The sequence below is a fragment of the Microbacterium sp. MF43 genome (assembly GCF_012847295.1).
GTDB lineage: Bacteria > Actinomycetota > Actinomycetes > Actinomycetales > Microbacteriaceae > Microbacterium.
In genome coordinates, this window is sequence record NZ_JABBDY010000004.1 from 247,321 (window position 1) to 264,886 (window position 17,566).

General features: G+C 72.8%; 14 protein-coding genes. 11 read left to right on the forward strand and 3 right to left on the reverse strand.

Annotated features, from left to right (window positions below):
• The first annotated feature begins 33 nt into the window (after positions 1-33).
• The 8 genes from HF323_RS13125 to HF323_RS13160 are packed head-to-tail and all read left to right on the forward strand — an operon-like array spanning position 34 to position 10,352.
• The gene (locus HF323_RS13125; protein WP_169583050.1) at positions 34-1,005 is read left to right on the forward strand and encodes a MoxR family ATPase; all 972 of its coding nucleotides are present in this window, start codon (positions 34-36) and stop codon (positions 1,003-1,005) included.
• Complete coding sequence (locus HF323_RS13130; protein WP_169583051.1) at positions 1,005-2,252, forward strand: DUF58 domain-containing protein; 1,248 nt, start codon at positions 1,005-1,007, stop codon at positions 2,250-2,252. The genes HF323_RS13125 and HF323_RS13130 overlap by 1 nt, the downstream gene beginning before the upstream one ends.
• A complete protein-coding gene (locus HF323_RS13135; protein WP_169583052.1) occupies positions 2,249-4,720 on the forward strand; it encodes a transglutaminase domain-containing protein in 2,472 nt (823 codons plus the stop codon). The genes HF323_RS13130 and HF323_RS13135 overlap by 4 nt, the downstream gene beginning before the upstream one ends.
• Positions 4,717-5,871, forward strand: a complete 1,155-nt coding sequence (locus HF323_RS13140; RefSeq protein WP_169583053.1) for an RDD family protein — start codon at positions 4,717-4,719, stop codon at positions 5,869-5,871. Before HF323_RS13135 ends, HF323_RS13140 begins: the two co-directional genes overlap by 4 nt.
• Entirely contained in the window at positions 5,868-6,701 is an 834-nt protein-coding gene (locus HF323_RS13145; protein WP_169583054.1) for a protein phosphatase 2C domain-containing protein, read from the forward strand. The genes HF323_RS13140 and HF323_RS13145 overlap by 4 nt, the downstream gene beginning before the upstream one ends.
• Entirely contained in the window at positions 6,701-7,948 is a 1,248-nt protein-coding gene (locus tag HF323_RS13150; protein WP_169583055.1) for an FHA domain-containing protein, read from the forward strand. The genes HF323_RS13145 and HF323_RS13150 overlap by 1 nt, the downstream gene beginning before the upstream one ends.
• On the forward strand, positions 7,945-9,627 hold the full coding sequence (locus tag HF323_RS13155) for a serine/threonine-protein kinase (RefSeq protein ID WP_169583056.1): 1,683 nt from the start codon (positions 7,945-7,947) through the stop codon (positions 9,625-9,627). Before HF323_RS13150 ends, HF323_RS13155 begins: the two co-directional genes overlap by 4 nt.
• An 8-nt stretch (positions 9,628-9,635) precedes the next feature.
• Positions 9,636-10,352, forward strand: a complete 717-nt coding sequence (locus HF323_RS13160) for a hypothetical protein (RefSeq protein ID WP_188241720.1) — start codon at positions 9,636-9,638, stop codon at positions 10,350-10,352.
• A gap of 9 nt (positions 10,353-10,361) precedes the next feature.
• On the opposite strand, the gene HF323_RS13165 is transcribed toward HF323_RS13160, so the two are convergent.
• From HF323_RS13165 to HF323_RS13175, 3 genes are all read right to left on the reverse strand, one after another.
• Positions 10,362-10,868 (reverse strand): recombinase family protein, encoded by a 507-nt coding sequence (locus tag HF323_RS13165; protein WP_223169400.1) that lies wholly within the window; start codon positions 10,866-10,868, stop codon positions 10,362-10,364.
• Positions 10,869-10,935: 67 nt separating this feature from the next.
• A complete protein-coding gene (locus HF323_RS13170) occupies positions 10,936-12,717 on the reverse strand; it encodes a sodium:proton antiporter (RefSeq protein ID WP_169583058.1) in 1,782 nt (593 codons plus the stop codon).
• A 2-nt stretch (positions 12,718-12,719) separates the two neighbouring features.
• Positions 12,720-13,733, reverse strand: coding sequence for a malate dehydrogenase (locus tag HF323_RS13175; protein ID WP_169583059.1), 1,014 nt, complete (start codon positions 13,731-13,733; stop codon positions 12,720-12,722).
• A gap of 65 nt (positions 13,734-13,798) precedes the next feature.
• On the opposite strand from HF323_RS13175, the gene HF323_RS13180 reads away from it, so the two are divergent.
• The 3 genes from HF323_RS13180 to HF323_RS13190 all read left to right on the forward strand — a co-directional run bounded on the left by HF323_RS13180 (position 13,799) and on the right by HF323_RS13190 (position 17,418).
• Positions 13,799-14,668, forward strand: coding sequence for a neutral zinc metallopeptidase (locus HF323_RS13180; RefSeq protein WP_169583060.1), 870 nt, complete (start codon positions 13,799-13,801; stop codon positions 14,666-14,668).
• Complete coding sequence (gene pip, locus HF323_RS13185; protein WP_169583061.1) at positions 14,665-15,675, forward strand: prolyl aminopeptidase; 1,011 nt, start codon at positions 14,665-14,667, stop codon at positions 15,673-15,675. Before HF323_RS13180 ends, pip begins: the two co-directional genes overlap by 4 nt.
• 180 nt (positions 15,676-15,855) lie before the next feature.
• Positions 15,856-17,418 carry a DEAD/DEAH box helicase gene (locus HF323_RS13190; protein ID WP_169583062.1) on the forward strand — a complete coding sequence of 521 codons (1,563 nt, stop codon included), beginning with the start codon at positions 15,856-15,858 and terminating at the stop codon, positions 17,416-17,418.
• Positions 17,419-17,566: the final 148 nt, after the last annotated feature.

Consider the following 17,566-nt stretch of genomic DNA (forward strand, 5'->3'; position numbering starts at 1 on the left):
AGCGTGCGTCGCCACGAGAGGGAAGACACGACGATGACCATGACCCCCGAGCAGGCCGCCTGGTTCCAGGGCACCTTCGCCCGCCTGATCGACAACGTCGACCGCGCCGTCCTGGGCAAGCGCGAAGTCGTGGGGCTCGTGCTGTCGGCGATGCTCGCCGAGGGGCACGTGCTCCTCGAGGACGCGCCGGGAACGGGCAAGACCAGCCTGGCGAAGGCGCTCGCCGCGACCGTGCAGGGCACGAGCAGCCGCATCCAGTTCACCCCCGACCTGCTGCCCTCCGACGTCACGGGCGTCACGATCTACGACCAGGCGTCGCACCGCTTCGAGTTCCACAAGGGGCCGGTGTTCGCGTCGATCGTGCTCGCCGACGAGATCAACCGCGCCTCGCCCAAGACGCAGTCGGCGCTCCTGGAGGTCATGGAGGAGTCGCGGGTGACCGTCGACGGCGTGACCCACGAGGCGGGTCGTCCCTTCCTCGTGATCGCGACGCAGAACCCCATCGAGCAGGCCGGCACCTACAAGCTGCCCGAGGCCCAGCTCGACCGCTTCCTCGTGCGCACGTCGATCGGCTACCCCGACCTCGCGGCGGCGGAGCGCATCCTCGCCGGGGCCGCCGACCGCAACCCCGCGGCCAGCCTTCCCGCGATCATCACGACCGGCGCGGTGGCCGACATGGCCGACCTCGCCGCGACGGTCCACACCGAATCGGCGGTCCTCCGGTACACCGCGCAGCTCGCGGAGGCGACGAGGGCGGATGCCGCGACCCGCCTGGGCGTGTCGGTGCGAGGCTCGCTCGCCATGATCCGCATCGCGAAGGTGTGGGCAGCCGCCCAGGGCCGCCACTTCGTCACGCCCGACGACATCAAGGAGCTGGCGGCTCCGGTGTGGACCCACCGCCTCGTGCTCGACCCGGAGGCGGAGTTCGCCGGCACGACGGCCGAGACGGTCATCGCGCGGGTTCTCGAAGACGTCGCCGCACCGCAGGCGAGGTCCGCTGCCTGATGACGACGGAAGCACTCGGCGAGGCGGCTCCGGCACGGGATCGCCTCGAATGGTGGGGGGAGCGCGCCGCACGCGCCTGGCGACGCCTGCGGCGCGTGCTGGACGTCGTGCGCCCCGCTGCCTGGGTGCTCATCGCCGGGGCCGCCGCGCTGTGGATCGCGGGCGCCTCGCTCGGATGGTGGGAGCTCACGGTCGCCGCCATCGTGCTGACCGTCCTCCTCGCGCTGTGCGCGCTCTTCCTGATCGGCCGCACGGCCTACGACGTGACGCTCGACCTGACGCGGACCCGGGTCGTCGTCGGCGAGCGGGCCGTCGGTGCGCTGACGCTGTCGAACTCGGGCGGGCGGGCGATCCTCCCCTCGCGTGTCGTGCTTCCCGTCGGTGCCGGCCGCGGCGAGTTCCACGTGTCGCGCCTCGCCCCGGGTGCGTCGGCCGAGGAGCTCTTCGCGATTCCCACCGTGCGGCGCGCCGTCGTCGAGGTGGGCCCGGTGAGCGTCGTGCGCGGCGATCCCCTGGGCCTGTTCGAGCGCGTGCACCGCAAGGATGAGCCCGTCGACCTGTTCGTGCATCCCAAGACGGTGCTCTTCGACGGGCAGTCCCTCGGCTTCCTGCGCGACCTCGAGGGCCTTCCGGCCACCGATCTCTCGCGTGACGACGTCTCGTTCCACGCGCTGCGCGAGTACCAGCCCGGCGACGACCTGCGCCACGTGCACTGGAAGTCCACCGCGCGCACCGGCAGCGTCATGGTGCGCCAGTACGAGGAGACCCGTCGCTCGCACTTCGTGATCGGCCTCTCGACGCATCCGGGCGACTATCGCGATGACGACGAGTTCGAGCTCGCGGTGTCGGCTGCCGGATCTCTCGGACTGCGCGCGCTCCGCGATTCGCAGCGTGTCGAGGTGCGCGTGCAGGAGCGCTCGCTCCCGTCTGCGACCGGCAAGCAGTTCCTCGATTCGCTGAGCGCCGTCGTGCACTCCCGCCCGCGCGCGGGCGGTGTCGTCGAGCTGGCCGGAGTCGTCGCCGCGACCCTGCCCCTCGCGAGCGTGGTCGTGCTGGTGTGCGGGAGCACCGTCGACGCGAACAGCCTGCGGGCGGCGTGCGCGCGCCTGCCGTTCGGCGCGCGCGCTCTGGCGGTCGTCGCGCACTCCGGCGCGGCGCCGAGCCTGCGCCGGATCGCCGACGCCAGCGTCGTGACGGTCGGCTCGCTCGACCAGCTTCCCGCCGCGCTGCGGAAGGTGCTGGCATGAGCGCGGTCGCCCCGGCGCTCTCGAGGCGACGCTGGGTTCTCGATCTGACCGCCGTCGCGGCGCTGCTCGCGGTGCCCATCGTCGGGTTCTGGCCGACCTTCGGGGGGCCCGCGTACCTTCCGGCGGCCGTCGGCGGCGCGCTGCTCGGGATGGGAGTGGCGGTTCTGTGCGCGTGGCTGCGGTGGGGCATCCTTCCCCTCGCCGGCCTCACTGTCCTGGCGTACTTCGTCTTCGGCGGGGCTCTCGCCCTCCCGCACACGGCGGTGCTCGGATTCGTTCCGACGCTCGACACCGTCGGCCGGCTCGCCACCGGTGTGGTCACGTCGTGGAAGCAGCTGCTCACGACGGTCGCGCCGGTCGCGGCATCCGACGGCCATCTGGTCGTGCCGCTGGTGCTCTCCCTCGTCGCGGGCGTGCTCACGACGTCGCTCGCCCTGCGCCTGCGCAACCCCGCATGGACGCTGATCCCCGCGTCGGCATTCCTCGCCGTGCAGATCGCGCTCGGCACCTCGCAGCCGGCGGCTCCGCTCGTCCAGGGCGTGGTGTTCGCCCTCGTGGCCGCGGTCTGGCTCGCGATGCGCCAGAGCTGGGAGCACGGCACCGGCGCCGTGCCGCTCGGTGACGACCACGCCCCACGCGGCGTCGCGACGCGCCGGCTCCTCCTGGGCGGCGCGGTCGTCGTCGTCGCGACGCTCATCGGCGCGGGGGCGAGCGCGCTGGCGGCACCCGAGAGCCCCCGGTACGTGCTGCGCGACGTCGTGATCCCGCCGTTCGACATCCGTGAGTACGCGAGCCCGTTGCAGTCCTTCCGCGCGTACGTCCGCGACTTCCCCGACGAGCCCCTGTTCACCGTAACGGGCATGCCGGAGGGCGCCCGCGTGCGACTGGCCACCATGGACGCCTACGACGGCACCGTCTACAACGTGTCGGACGATGGCGCGGGAACGTCGAGCGCCTTCGGGCCGGTGCGCGGGAACATGTCCGCCGAGGCGGAGGGCACGCCCGCGACCGTGCACGTCGAGGTCGATGCCCTCGAGGGCGTGTGGATGCCCGAGGTCGGCGCCGTCCGGAGCATCACCTTCGCCGGCGATCGCGCCGACGACCTGCGGCGGTCGGCCTTCTACAACGAGGGCACCCAGACCGCCGTCGTCACCCAGCGGCTGAGCGCGGGGGACGAGTACACGCTCGAGACGCTCGTGCCGTCGTCGCCGAGCGACGACGCGCTGGCCGACAGCGACTTCGCGCCGGTGTCGCTGCCCGACCAGGAGGGCGTTCCGCAGGACCTCGCCGAGATCGCGTCGCAGGCGGTCGCAGAGGCGACCACGCCGGTCGAGCAGGTGCGCGCGCTGCAGACCTTCCTCGCCGAGGAGGGCTTCTTCAGTCACGGGCTCGAAGGCGAGGTGCTCTCGCGCGCCGGCCACGGTGCGGAGCGGATCTCGACCCTCCTCGGAAGCGACCAGATGGTCGGCGATGACGAGCAGTACGCCACGGCCATGGCGCTGCTCGCGCGCGAGATCGGCATCCCCGCGCGGGTGGTGATGGGGTTCTACCCCGAGGAGGAGGCCGAGGGGCAGGCGGTGTTCGCGGCCACGGGCGACACGCTCCATGCCTGGGTCGAGGTCGCCTTCGAGGATCACGGGTGGGTCACCTTCGACCCGACTCCGCCCGAGGACCAGGTTCCCAACGACCAGACCACCAAGCCCCGGGCCGACCCGAAGCCCCAGGTGCTGCAGCCCCCGCCCCCGCCGCAGGAGCCCGTCGACCTCCCGCCGACCGTGCCCGACGACCGCGAATCCGAGGACGAGAGCGGCTTCGATGCGGCGCTCCTCGCGCTCATCGTCGTGATCGCCCTCGGCGTGGCCGGGCTGCTCGCTCTCCTTGCCGCCCCCTTCGTGGTGATCGGCGCCCTCAAGGCCGCCCGGCGCCGCAAGCGCCGTGACGCCGAGCGTGCCGCCGACCGCATCAGCGGCGGCTGGGACGAGCTGATCGACCGCGCGACCGACTACGGCACGCCGGTGCGTCCCGGCGGCACGCGGCGCGAGGATGCGGGGGTCGTCGACGCGGCGTTCGCCGAGCCGCGCGTGACGACGCTGGCCGAGCGGGCCGACCTCGAGGTCTTCGGTCCCACGGAGCCGACCCCGGAGGACGTGTCCGAGTTCTGGCGCCAGGTCGACGAGATCGTCGGCGGCATGGGCGCCGGACGCTCGCTGTGGGCTCGGCTCGGCGCTCGCCTGAGCGTCCGCTCGCTGCTCGCGGGCACGCGATTCGCCCTTCCCGCCCGTGCGCCGCGCCCGCCGCGCGCCGGTCACAAGCCGGGGTCCGGTGGGACCGGCACCGGTGAGCCGGGTTCCGAAGCGGCCGATTCCGCGACGCCCGGGCCCGAGCGCCCGGCCCGCACGGCACGCCGTTCCCGTTCGAAGCGCACAGTCGCGCCCGACTCCGACCCTCGCCCCCTGGAGACCGAATGACCGACCACCCGCTCCCCGCTGCACCGGCATCGATCGGTCTGCGCGCCGCCGCGTACGCCGTCGATCTCCTGGTCGCGTGCGCCGTCGGCGTCCTGTGCGCCGGCATCGCCTTCGCGGTCGTGCTGGCCACGAGCGGGGTGGCCGCGCTCGGCCCGGCGCTTCTGGTCGCCGTCGGAGCCGCGGCGGCGGGGATGGTGACCTGGGCCGTGGTGCACACCGCGCTGCAAGGCGGCGCGGGGTCCGTGGGCCAGCGCGCGTTCGACCTGAAGCTCGCTCGCGAAGCCGAGGGCGGGCCCGTCGGATTCTGGCCGGCTCTCGCGCGCAACCTCGTGTGGGCGCTCTCCTGCGCGATCTTCGTCGGGTGGTTCACCCCGCTGTTCGACGCGAGCCCGCGCCGTCAGGGCTGGCACGATCGCGCGGCTCGCACCCTCGTCGTCAACGCTCCGACGCCTGCCGCTCCCGTGGCCCCGGTCGCCGTCGCGCCCGCCCTCGTCGTACCGTTCACCGCCGCCGTGCCACGCGTGGCCGGGCCGAAGCCCGCAGCCGACCCGCAGCCGTGGTTCCTCGCGGCACCCGCGCCCGCCCCGGCCGCGCAGCCCGACCGCATGCCCGCCGCCGCGCCCGCGCCAGCCCGGCAGCCGGCCCCTGCGCCGGCCGTGCGAATCGACCCCTTCCCTGAGCTCCCGCGGCTCGCCGAGAGCACGCGCGTGACATCCCTGCGCGCGGCGGAGCCGTCCGCTGGGCCCGTGCTCCGCGCCGGGACGCAGCGCGACATCACCCGCACGGCGCCGCCGCCGGCGCAGCGCGCCGCGCTCTTCGCCGACGCGCCGGTGCTCGCCGTCCTCACGTGGGATGACGGGTCCCGAATGGCGGTCTACGGTCGCACGCTGTACGGGCGCAATCCCGCCGCGGAGTCGGGAACGGTCAGCGTTCCGGTGCGCGACGAGACCCTGTCGCTGTCCAAGACGCACTTCGAGATCGGCGGCGATGCGTCCGGCGCCTGGATCGCCGACCGGCACTCGACGAACGGCACGGTGCTCGTGCGCGACGGGGGGAGGCATCCGCTCGTTGCGGGGCACCCGACGTCGCTTCGGCCCGGAGACCGGCTCGAACTGGGCGACCGATCGGCCGTCGTGGGGCTGTCGGCATGACCGCGCCCATGAAGGTGGTCTTCGGATCAGCCACCGACGCCGGCCTGCGGCGGCGCATCAACGAGGACTCGCACATCGCGGCGCCGCCGCTGTTCCTCGTCGCCGACGGGATGGGCGGGCACCACGGCGGGGAGCTTGCCAGCGCGGCCGTCATCGAGGAGTTCGCGGCGCTCGCGGGGCGGCCGAGCCTGGACATCGACGACGTCCGCCGTGCGCTCGCCGCCGCTCGCCGCCGCGTCGAGGCGCTTCCGCCCGGACAGGGCGCCGTCGCCGGCACGACGCTGACGGGCGTCGTGATCGCCGACGTCGACGGCGACGGGTACTGGCTCGCGATCAACCTCGGCGACTCGCGCACGTACCGTCTCAGCGAAGGGGACTTCGAGCAGGTGAGCGTCGACCACTCGGTCGTGCAGGAGCTGATCGACGCAGGCCAGCTCGACGCGGCCACCGCATCGCAGGACGCGCGCCGCAATGTCATCACGCGCGCCATCGGCGCCGGGAGCGACGCGGACGCCGACTACTGGCTGATCCCCGCCGAGGGCGGCGACCGCATCCTGGTGTGCTCCGACGGCCTGTCGACCGAGCTCGACCACGACACGATCCACGCGATCCTGGTGGCCGAGACCCATCCGCAGGCAGCCGCCACCCGTCTCGTGCACGAGGCGATGCTGCGAGGCGGACGCGATAACATCACGGCGCTGGTGGTCGACGCGACGTCCGTGCGCGCCCGCGACGGCCGTCCCGGCGATCACACGGCTCCGACGGCGCCGGTCGCCGACGAGATCGACGGCGACACGCTGCCCCGCGTCGTCGCTGCAGGGGGGTTCTGATGTCGGTCCGCTATTCGCCGGGCGCGCATCCGGTCGCGGTGACGCCGCACGGATTCGCCGTGCTGGATCGAGACACCTCGCCCGCGCTCGCGTCCCGCATCCACGCGCTCCTCGCCGACGGTCGCGGTCTCGGCGGGGTGCTCGAGGCCCTCACCGGCGCCTACGGCACGTCGCTCTCCGCGGTGCCGCCGTTCGCGGTCGCGCTCGCCGAGCAGGGCGCCGTGCGTCTCGCCGTGCGCGGCCGGTTCGCCCTCGACACCCGGGCGGGCGCCGCCGAGCGGATTTCGGGCGAGGGCGTCACGACGTGGACGGAGCGCGTGATCCCGGATGTCTCGCGGGTGGAACTCGTGGCGGGGACGGATGCCTCGCCCCCGGAGTTCCCCGTCAGCGACGGCGTCATCCTGGCCGCCGCCGTCGTGTGGGTGCCGTCCGCCGTCGACGCACCGACCCCCGAGGTCCGGGCCGCCGTCGACGCGTCGGCGACCCCTGCCGCGACCACCGAGTCCGACGAGCCGGAGGCTCGCGAATCCATCCCCACGCCCGCGCGGGGCGTCGAGGCATCCGTCCCGCCTCCGGCCATCGTCGTTCCGCCTGCTGTCGACCCCGTCCCGAGCCCGCCGTCCACGCCGGGGCTGATCGACTCCGCGGCCGTGCTGTCGGTGGCCGACACGCTCCTGCCCTCCGAGTCGACACTGATCCCGGCGCACGAACCGCCCGACCCCGACCCTGAGCCTGAACCCGAGCCCGCCGCCGAGCCGGCCGAGGTCGACGCGACGATCGTGCGCCCGACACCCGCCCCGGTGGTGCTCGGCGACCACGACGGAGAGACGGTGTCGCTCGCCGAGGCGCGCGCGCTGCGAACGGGCGACTCCGCACCCTCGCCGCTCGCGCCGCCGCGCCCGCCGGCACCCGGGCGCATTCGCGTGTCGACCGGGCAGGTGCTCACCCTCGATCGCACCGTCGTCATCGGCCGGCGACCGCGCTCGACCCGCGTCTCGGGGACGGATCTGCCGCACCTCGTCGCCGTCGACAGCCCGCAGCAGGACATCTCCCGCAGCCATGTCGAGCTGCGTGTCGAGGGCGACAGCATCGTGGCCACCGACCTGCACACGACCAACGGCACGACGCTGCTGCGGACCGGCGTGGACCCCATGCGGCTGCATCCCGGGGAGGGCACGGTCGTCGTCCCCGGCGACGTGATCGACCTCGGCGACGGCATCACGGTGGCGATCGAGGAGCTGTCGTGAGCGGCAAGCGCGCCCCCATGTCTCCGCCCGATCTGCCGGGCTTCACCTACGTCGATGTGCTCGGCTCGGGCGGATTCGCCGACGTCTTCCTCTACGAGCAGGCTCTCCCGCGCCGTCGCGTCGCGGTGAAGGTGCTGCTGACCGAGCGGATGTCGAGCGGATCGGTCGCGGAGTTCACGGCCGAGGCCAACGTCATGGCGATGCTGTCGACCCACCCGACGATCGTCACGATCTACCAGGCCGGCGTCGCGCGCGATGGGCGACCGTACCTTGTGATGGAGTACTGCCCGAAGCCGAACCTGCAGGTGCGCTACCGGCGCGAGCCGTTCTCGGTCGCCGAGTCGCTGCGGGTCGGCGTCCAGGTCGCGGCGGCGGTCGAGACCGCTCACCGGGCCGGCGTGCTGCACCGCGACATCAAGCCCGCCAACATCCTCGTCACCGAATACAACCGCCCCGCTCTGACCGACTTCGGCATCGCGTCGACGACGAGCGCGGCAGCCGAGTCGGCGGGCCTCTCGATTCCCTGGTCGCCGCCCGAGTCGTTCGCCGACGTTCCGCGCAGCGATCCCCGTTCCGACGTCTACGCGCTCGGTGCGACCGTGTACACGCTGCTCGCCGGTCGTTCGCCGTTCGAGCTTCCCGGACAGCGGAACACCGCGGCCGATCTCATCCAGCGCATCGAGACCACGCCCCTCCCGCCGCTGGGCCGCGCGGATGCTCCGGCTTCGCTCGAGCGCGCCCTCGCCCGCGCGATGGCGAAGTCCTCGGGCGACCGCTACGAGTCCGCCATCGCCTTCGCACGGGCGCTGCAGAAGGTCCAGATCGAGCTTTCCCACTCCGTGACGCCGATCGACATCCTCGATGACAGCATCGCCGACGACGCGGTCGAGGACGAGGAGGAGGGGCTCACCCGCGTCCGCGGTGTGGTGAGCATCGACCCGCAGACCACGCCGGCCGCCGGGCCGACGCGACCGTCGGCGGTCACCGTCCCCGCCGCGCCGCGCACGCCTCCCGTGTACGAGCCGGCTGAGGCGCAGACCGTCCTCCGCGCCGACGCGGTGCCGGCCTCGGCATCCGCCGCCGCAACCCGGGTCCGCGGTCCGGTCGACGTGCCCGCCGCCGGCGACGCCACCGTCCTGCGCCCTCCCACGCCGGTCTTCACCGAAGCCGCCGCCGGCGCGCCGACGGACAGGGCATCCGCATCCGCATCCGCATCGGCGTCAGCGGCGGCGACGCCATCAGGCGCCGCTCCGCCGGCCGGACGCCCCCGCAAGGGCCTGTGGATCGGCCTCGGCGCTGCCGTCCTCGTCGTGCTCGCGGCGGTGATCGTCGGCGTGTCCCTCCCCGGCATCCTCGTGGGAGGGACGGCCCAGCCGACCCCTGCCGCCTCGTCCGTTCCGAAGGACCCCGTCTCGGCCGTCGTCCCTGAGCCCGAGGATCTCGCGGGCACGGTCGCGGCCGACGGCGTGCGCTTCGCGTGGACGAACCCCGACCCTCAGGAGGGGGACCGCTACCTCGTCGGCGTGGTCGCGCGGCCCGACGAGGAACCCGAGTTCGAGCCGATCACCGAGACCGAGGTCACCGTGCCTCTCGACGCGTCCGGGACGACGTGCGTCGAGGTGCTTCTCGTGAGACAGAACGGACAGTCGTCCGATCCGGTGAGGGGGTGCGCTCCGTGAGCGCGAGCATGACCGACGAGCTGACCGTCGAGTTCGCGGGGGAGGCGTTCACCGTCGAACCCGGCGCCGTGTTCACGGTGGGTCGCGAGGGTGACCTCGCGATCGACGACAACCTGTTCCTGCACCGCCACTTCCTCACCATCGAGAACGTGGGCGGACTGTGGCTCCTGTCGAACGTCGGCAGCCGCCTGTCGGCGACCGTCACCGACACGGGCGGCCGGGTGCAGGCGTGGCTCGCGCCCGGCGCGCGGCTCCCGCTGGTGTTCGCGGCGACGGCGGTGATCTTCAGTGCGGGCCCCACGACCTATGAGCTGACGATCCACGTCGCCGAGCCCGCCTTCCGCGAGACGCAGTCGTTCGGCGACGACGACGGGCTGAGCACCATCGGCGACGTGCCGCTCACGCACTCGCAGCGCGTGATGATCCTCGCTCTCGCCGAGCCCGTCCTGAGGCGGGAGGGAACGGGGATGAGCGAGCTGCCCACCTCGGCGCAGGCGGCGGAGCGCCTCGGTTGGACCCTGACGCGCTTCAACCGCAAGCTCGACAACGTGTGCGACAAGCTCGACCGCATCGGCGTGCCCGGCATGCGCGGGGGAGCGCGGTCCTACGCCACGAACCGCCGCGTGCGTCTCGTCGAGCATGCGATCGCCGCACGCCTGGTCACCCGCGAGGACCTCCCGCTGCTCGACCTCGAGCGCGCCTCGGACGCCGGCCGAGACACCTGAGCCGCGGCGTCAGCGTCCGGCGTCGTACAGGTGCTTGCCGCCGTGGCTCAGCACCTTGACGACCACGCCGCGGCGGTGGAGTTCGGCGACGGTGCGGGTCTCCTCGTCGATGTCGCGGCCGAGGGCGTGCACGTTCGCCACGACGAGCACGTCACCGCGACCGAGCGTGCCGAAGAGGCGCACCAGGCGCTCCTCCCATGACTCGAGCGTCTCGGGGGCGGGATGACGGAAGCCCTCGATGGGCACGCCGAAGCGCGTGAGATCGTTGCGCTGCTCGACGACCGACGGCATGTCGTCGCGCGAGACCACGAGGCCGACGAGCCGCGCCCCCGACGGGCGGGCGAGCCACCAGTCGCGGTCGCGCTGCAGCTCGGTGAAGCACTTCGGGCACTCGGCCGCGGTGTGCGGCACGGGGATCGGACTGGTCTCAGCAGCGGCGTCGTCGCGCGATCGCCCGACCCGGAGCGTGCTCGTCCGTCCCGGCGCGCTCTCGGTCGTTCCGCCCGAACCCGTCATCCCATGCCCCTTCGCCGCGTCCATTCTCCGCCATCGCGCCGACTCGCGGAAACACGGGGTGTCGAGGTCACCCTTGGTCGTCGAGGCGCAGCTCCAGGCTCAGCTGGTCGGCGTCCAGTTCGGCGAGGGCGTGCCGCAGCGCGCCGGTGCTGAACTCGCCGCCCGATGACAGCTCGTTGAGCCGACGCCGCATCGCCTCGATCAGCACGAGGCGGAGCTCGAGGGCATCGCGTGCCGCGGCCGTGGTCTCGTCGTCCGGCGGGTCGATGAGCTTCGTGCCGACGAACGCCACCAGCTCGGCCGGGAAGGTCCGGCCGTCGCGCCGGCGCAGCGCGGGATCGGACAGGGCGGATGCCGCGGCATCCCTCAGCCTTTCATCGAGCTCGTCCTGCTCGGCGCGGTCCACCCGGTGCTCGTCGGTGGGCTGCAGCCGCAGCATGCGGACCAGCCACGGCAGGGTGAAGCCCTGGAGCATGAGGCTCATGACCGCCACGGCGAAGGCCACGAAGACGAGCAGGGCACGCTCGGGAGTGCCGGTCGGGAGCGTCTGCGCGGCGGCGAGCGTGACGACGCCCCGCATGCCCGCCCACACGATGACCGCGCCGTGCTTCCACCCGAGCGGCGAAGCCTGGTAGTAGTTCAGGTCGCGCAGAGACCGCGTCACGCGGCCCCGCATCGCCGCGAGCCGCCGCTGGGTGCGGGGGTCTTCCAGAGCACGATCCCCGCCCCGCCCGCGGCGCCGGGGATCGGCGCGGCGCACCGGCCGCTCCCCGCTCGCGATGTCGTCGATCGTGTCGCTGATCCGCTCGAGCCGCCTTCGTCGCGCACTGCGGGCTCGCCGGCTCTGCGCCCACACGAGCAGCGAGACGTAGACGCCCCGCACCGCGAGCAGCAGCACGAGTGCGCCCAGCGCAATGGCGAGGCCGGTGCCGAGTCCGTTGTGGTCCTCGATGTTGCCCGTGACGATGTCTTTGAGTTCGAGGCCCATGAGCAGGAACACCGCGCCCTCGAGCACCAGCTCGATCGTGCGCCAGTTGTGCTCGTCCGACATGCGCTGCTCAGGGGTGAACCAGCGTGCCGAGCCCTGGCCGGTGACGATGCCGGCGACGACGGCGGCGACGAGTCCGGAGCCGCCGAGCTCCTCGGTCGGCAGGTAGGCGGCGAACGGGATCACGAACCCGATCGCCGTGTTGGCGGCGGAATGGCCGATGAGCGATCGCAGGCGCAGGTTCAGCCACCCCACCACGGCGCCGACCACCACGGCCACGAGCACGCCCCACGCGAAGGCCGGCAGGAAGCCGGCACTCACCTCGGCGTCCTCCACCGCCGAGCCCGCGGTCGCGATCGCGGCGGTCGCGATCATCGTCCGCAGCAGCACCAGGGCGGTGGCGTCGTTGAGCAGGCTCTCGCCTTCGAGCATCGTGACGACGCGACCCGAGACGCCCAGGCGCTTGACGATCGAGGTCGCGACCGCGTCGGTCGGGCTGAGGATCGCGCCCAGCGCGACGGCGATGGCGGGGTCGAGTCCCGGGATCACGAGCATGAGGAAGCCGCCGACGATGATCGAGCTGACGATCACGAGGACGAAGGAGAGCCCGGCGATCGGCCCGAAGTCGCGCCGGAACTCGATGGCCGGCAGCGCGACGGCGGCCGAGTACAGCAGGGGCGGCAGGACCCCGACGAGGATGAACTCGGGATTCACCTGCGGCACGCTGACGAAGGGGAGGAGCCCCACGCCGATCCCGATGAGCACCAGGATCAGCGGTCCGGCGATGTTGAGCCTCGGCGCGATCGCCGTCGCCAGGGCGATCACGACGATCCCCAGGATGGCGAGGACGAGCAGCTCCACCGCTACAGCACCCCGAGCGCCTCGACCGCCTCGCGTTCCGCGGCGAGTTCGGCGACGGATGCCTCGACGCGCGCCCGTGCGCGGTCGTCGAGAGCGAGGCCCTCGACCACCCGGTAGCCCGTGCCGTCCGAGACGACCGGGAACGAGCACACGAGGCCCGCCGGAACGCCGTACTCGCCTCGCGAGACGACGGCCGCCGACGTGAAGCGGTCGCCGGTGCCGAGCTGCTCGTCGCGTACGTGCTCGATGGCCGCGTTCGCGGCAGACGCGACCGACGACGAACCCCGCACCTCGATGATCTCGGCGCCGCGCTTCGCGACCCGGGGGATGAAGACGTCGTCGAGCCAGGTCAGGGCCGCTTCGCGCCCGCCCAGGCGCTCGGCCAGCGCCTCGGGCACCGGCACGCCGCGGACGGTTGCGTGCGAGGCATCCGGGAACTGCGTCGCCGAGTGATTGCCCCAGATCGCCACCCCGTGCACCTCCCCCGGACCCACGTCGAGCACGTCGGCGAGCTGGCCGACCGCGCGGTTGTGATCGAGCCGTGTGAGCGCGCTGAAGCGGTCGGACGGCACGCCGGGCGCGGCCGCGGCCGCCGCGATGAGCGCGTTGGTGTTCGCCGGGTTGCCGACCACGACGACGCGCACGTCACCGGCCGCCGTCTCGCCGATCGCGGCGCCCTGCGGGCCGAAGATGCCGGCGTTCGCGGCGAGAAGGTCGCCGCGCTCCATGCCCGGCCCGCGCGGCCGCGCCCCCACGAGCAGCGCGATGCTCGCGCCCTCGAACGCGACGCGCGGGTCGTCGGTCAGCTCCACGTCCTGCAGCAGGGGGAACGCGCAGTCCTGCAGTTCGAGCGCGGCGCCCTCAGCGGCACGCAGGCCCTGCGGAATCTCGAGCAGCCGCAGCCGGACCGGGCGGTCGGGTCCGAGCATGTCTCCGGCGGCGATGCGGAAGAGCAGCGCGTAGCCGATCTGACCCCCGGCTCCGGTGATCGTGACGGTGATGGGTGAGCTCGCCATGCCCAGAGCCTATTGCGGTGTCAAGTCTCCTCGCCCGGGGGGAGCACCGGGGGTACCGTGTGCCCATGACGTTCAACGACAACGCCAGCGTCGGCGGCAACACCGCGCGGCGCCGTGGCGGGGGCGCGGCCATCGCGGGCGGCGGCATCGCCGGCATCGGCGCGATCGCGGTGCTCCTCTTCCAGCTCTTCACGGGCACCGATCTGTCGGGGCTGCTCGGCGGCGGCGGTGCGGCCAGCGGCGGCGAAGGGACGAAGATCGAGAACTGCGAGACCGGAGCCGACGCGAACGCCAGCGACGACTGCCGGCTCGCCGCGGCATCCCTCGCCCTCGACCAATACTGGGAGGGGCAGATCGAGGGCTACCAGGCACCGCAGCTCATCATCGTCGATGTCGCGACGAGCACCCAGTGCGGCACCGCGTCGAACCAGACCGGACCGTTCTACTGCCCGCCCGAGCAGGGCGTGTACGTCGATCCCACGTTCTTCGGACTGCTGCGGGAGCAGTTCGACGCGACCGCCGGCCCGCTCGCCCAGCTCTACGTGCTCGCGCACGAGTACGGGCACCACGTGCAGAACATCACCGGCATCATGGCCGACAACCCGAACAACGGCACCGGACCCGACAGCAATGGGGTGCGCATGGAGCTGCAGGCCGACTGCTTCGCCGGTGCGTGGATCGGCGACTTCACCGAGCAGGTCGACGAGAACGGGGTTCCCTTCCTCGAGGCCCCTACCCAGCAGCAGATCGCGGACGCCATCAATGCCGCCCAGACCGTGGGAGACGACCACATCCAGCAGCAGTCCGGGGGTGCCGTCAACCCCGAGACCTGGACCCACGGATCCAGTGAGCAGCGGCAGCGCTGGTTCCAGACCGGCTATCGGAGCGGGGTGAGCGCCTGCGAGACGTTCGGCATCCCGGGCGAGAACCTGTGAACGAGCACCTCGACCAGATCCTCTACCCGCCGATCGAGCCCTACGAGACGGGCCAGCTCATCGTCGGCGAGGGCAACCGGGTGTACTGGGAGCAGAGCGGCAACCCCGAGGGGAAGCCGGTGGTGTTCCTCCACGGCGGCCCGGGCGGGGGCACCTCGCCCTGGCAGCGGCGCTTCTTCGACCCCGAGCGCTACCGGATCGTGCTCTTCGACCAGCGCGGCTGCGGCAGATCGACGCCGCACGCGAGCGATCCCGGCGCGGATCTGCGGCACAACACGACCTGGCACCTCGTCGCCGACATCGAGCTGCTGCGCCGCAACCTCGGCATCGCGACCTGGCAGGTCTTCGGTGGCTCGTGGGGCAGCGCGCTCGCCCTCGCGTACGCGCAGACGCACCCCGATGCCGTGAGCGAGCTCGTGCTGCGGGGCATCTTCACGCTGCGCCGTCACGAGCTCGAGTGGTTCTACGAGGGCGGCGCGTCGGCTATCCACCCCGATCTGTGGGAGGACTTCGTCGCCCCCATTCCGGTGCTCGAGCGCTCGCACATGATCGAGGCCTACCACCGCCGGCTCTTCGACCCCGATCCCGAGATCCACGTCCCGGTGGGCGTCGCATGGACCACATGGGAGGCCTCGACGCTCACGCTGCTGCCCGATCCCGACCTGGTCGCCTCGATGACCGACGAGGCCACCGCGACCGCGTTCGCGCGCATTGAGAACCACTACTTCATGCACGGCGGCTGGTTCGACGAGGGCCAGCTGATCGCCGGCGTCGACGCCATCCGCGGCATCCCCGCGGTGATCGTGCAAGGGCGCTACGACACGTGCACGCCCCCCATGACGGCGTGGGACCTGCACCGGGCGTGGCCCGAAGCGGAACTGGTGATGGTTCCGGATGCCTCGCACTCGGCGACCGAGCCGGGCATCGCCCGCGCCCTGCGAGCCGCCACCGACCGATTCGCGGGCCCTCGCGATGAGGCCGTCCAGGAAGCTCCCGCCGCGCCCTGATAGGGTGGGAGGACTTGCAGCGCATTCGCGCTTCTTGCGTCGTAGAACGCTTCCTTCGCCGCCGTCCCGGGGTTCCACTCCCGGACGCCGTCGGCTGAACACTTTCGTACGGCGACCCGTGGGCGAGATACGCCACCGGCCACCGACCAGGGTGCGTAGCGCGCCCGGAGAAACTCCTCAATGACTGACGTCACTTTCAGCACGCTCGGCGTGCCCCAGCCCCTCGTCACCGCCCTCGCGGCACAGGGGAAGACCACCGCGTTCCCGATCCAGGTCGACACGCTCCCCGACACGCTCGCCGGCCGCGACGTGCTCGGCCGCGGCAAGACCGGCTCGGGCAAGACGCTCGCCTTCGCCATCCCGATGGTCGCGCGCCTCGGCGGGGCGCTCGCCGGCGGCTCGCGCCGCAAGGGCCGCCCGCTCGGACTCGTCCTGGCGCCGACCCGCGAGCTCGCGACCCAGATCGACGCCGTCCTCGCCCCGCTGGCCAAGGCCTACGGGCTCACCACGACGACGATCTTCGGCGGCGTGAACCAGAACCGCCAGGTGCAGGCCCTCAACGCCGGCGTCGACATCGTCGTCGCCTGCCCGGGTCGACTCGAAGACCTCATGAAGCAGGGCTACGCGCACCTCGACGCGATCGAGATCACCGTCATCGACGAGGCCGACCACATGGCCGACCTCGGCTTCCTCCCGGGTGTCACGCGCATCCTCAACGCCACGCCGTCGGGCGGCCAGCGCCTGCTGTTCAGCGCGACGCTCGACAACGGCGTGGACAAGCTCGTGAACCGCTTCCTGCACAACGAGGTCCTGCACTCGGTCGACGAGGCGCACTCGCCGGTCGCCGCGATGACGCACCACGTGTTCACGATGACCGACGCCGACGCCAAGAAGGATGTCGTCAAGACCCTCGCGTCCGGCACGGGGCGCCGCATCCTGTTCATGCGCACCAAGCACCACGCGAAGAAGCTCGCCAAGCAGCTGACCTCGCAGGGCATCCCGGCTGTGGACCTGCACGGCAACCTGTCGCAGCCGCAGCGCGACCGCAACCTCGCCGCGTTCTCGGCCGGCACCGCGAAGGTGCTCGTCGCCACCGACGTCGCCGCGCGCGGCGTGCACGTCGACGACGTCGAGCTCGTGATCCACGTCGACCCGCCCATGGAGCACAAGGCGTACCTGCACCGCTCCGGTCGCACCGCCCGCGCCGGCGCCGAGGGCGCCGTCGTCACCCTCGTCCTCCCCGGGCAGGAGAAGGACGTCGCGCAGCTGCTGCGCAAGGCTGCCATCTCGGTGTCGCCCGTGACCGTCCACGCCGAGTCGGCCGAGGTCGCCGCGCTCGTCGGCGAGGTCGCCCCGTACGTCAAGCCGGAGCCGGTGCAGCAGGTGCGCGGCGGCGGAACCAGCCAGGGCGCGAACGCCCAGCGCAAGCGCGCCGCGCGCGAGGGCGGCAACGGCGGCGGTGGCCGTGGAGGTCAGCGCCGGGGAGCGGATGCCTCCACCAGCGGCCGCTCGGAGCAGTCCTCCGGCCACGGCCGGGGTCAGGGTGCCGGTCGCTCGACGGATCGGGCCCAGGGCGGGCACCAGCGCTCCGACCAGAGCGCCGGTCACACCCGTTCCTCGCAGCCAGCGCAAGGCAACCCGCGCACGCCCGGCCGCCGCGCGTCGAGCGGTGGCAGCGGCGGAAAGCTCATGGTCGGCTCGGTGGTGCGCCAGAACGGCGGCAACCGCCGCGGCGGTCGCTGACCCGCCCCCCTTTCCTGAGACTTCCCTCTGAGCGGCGTAATGGCTCGCGGGGTTCGGTGTCTACCGCATGGACGCCGGCACCGGAAGCCGGCGCCCGCGCGAGGATGACTCCAGGGGGATGTCCCCTCGCAGCTCGGGAGGATCGCGC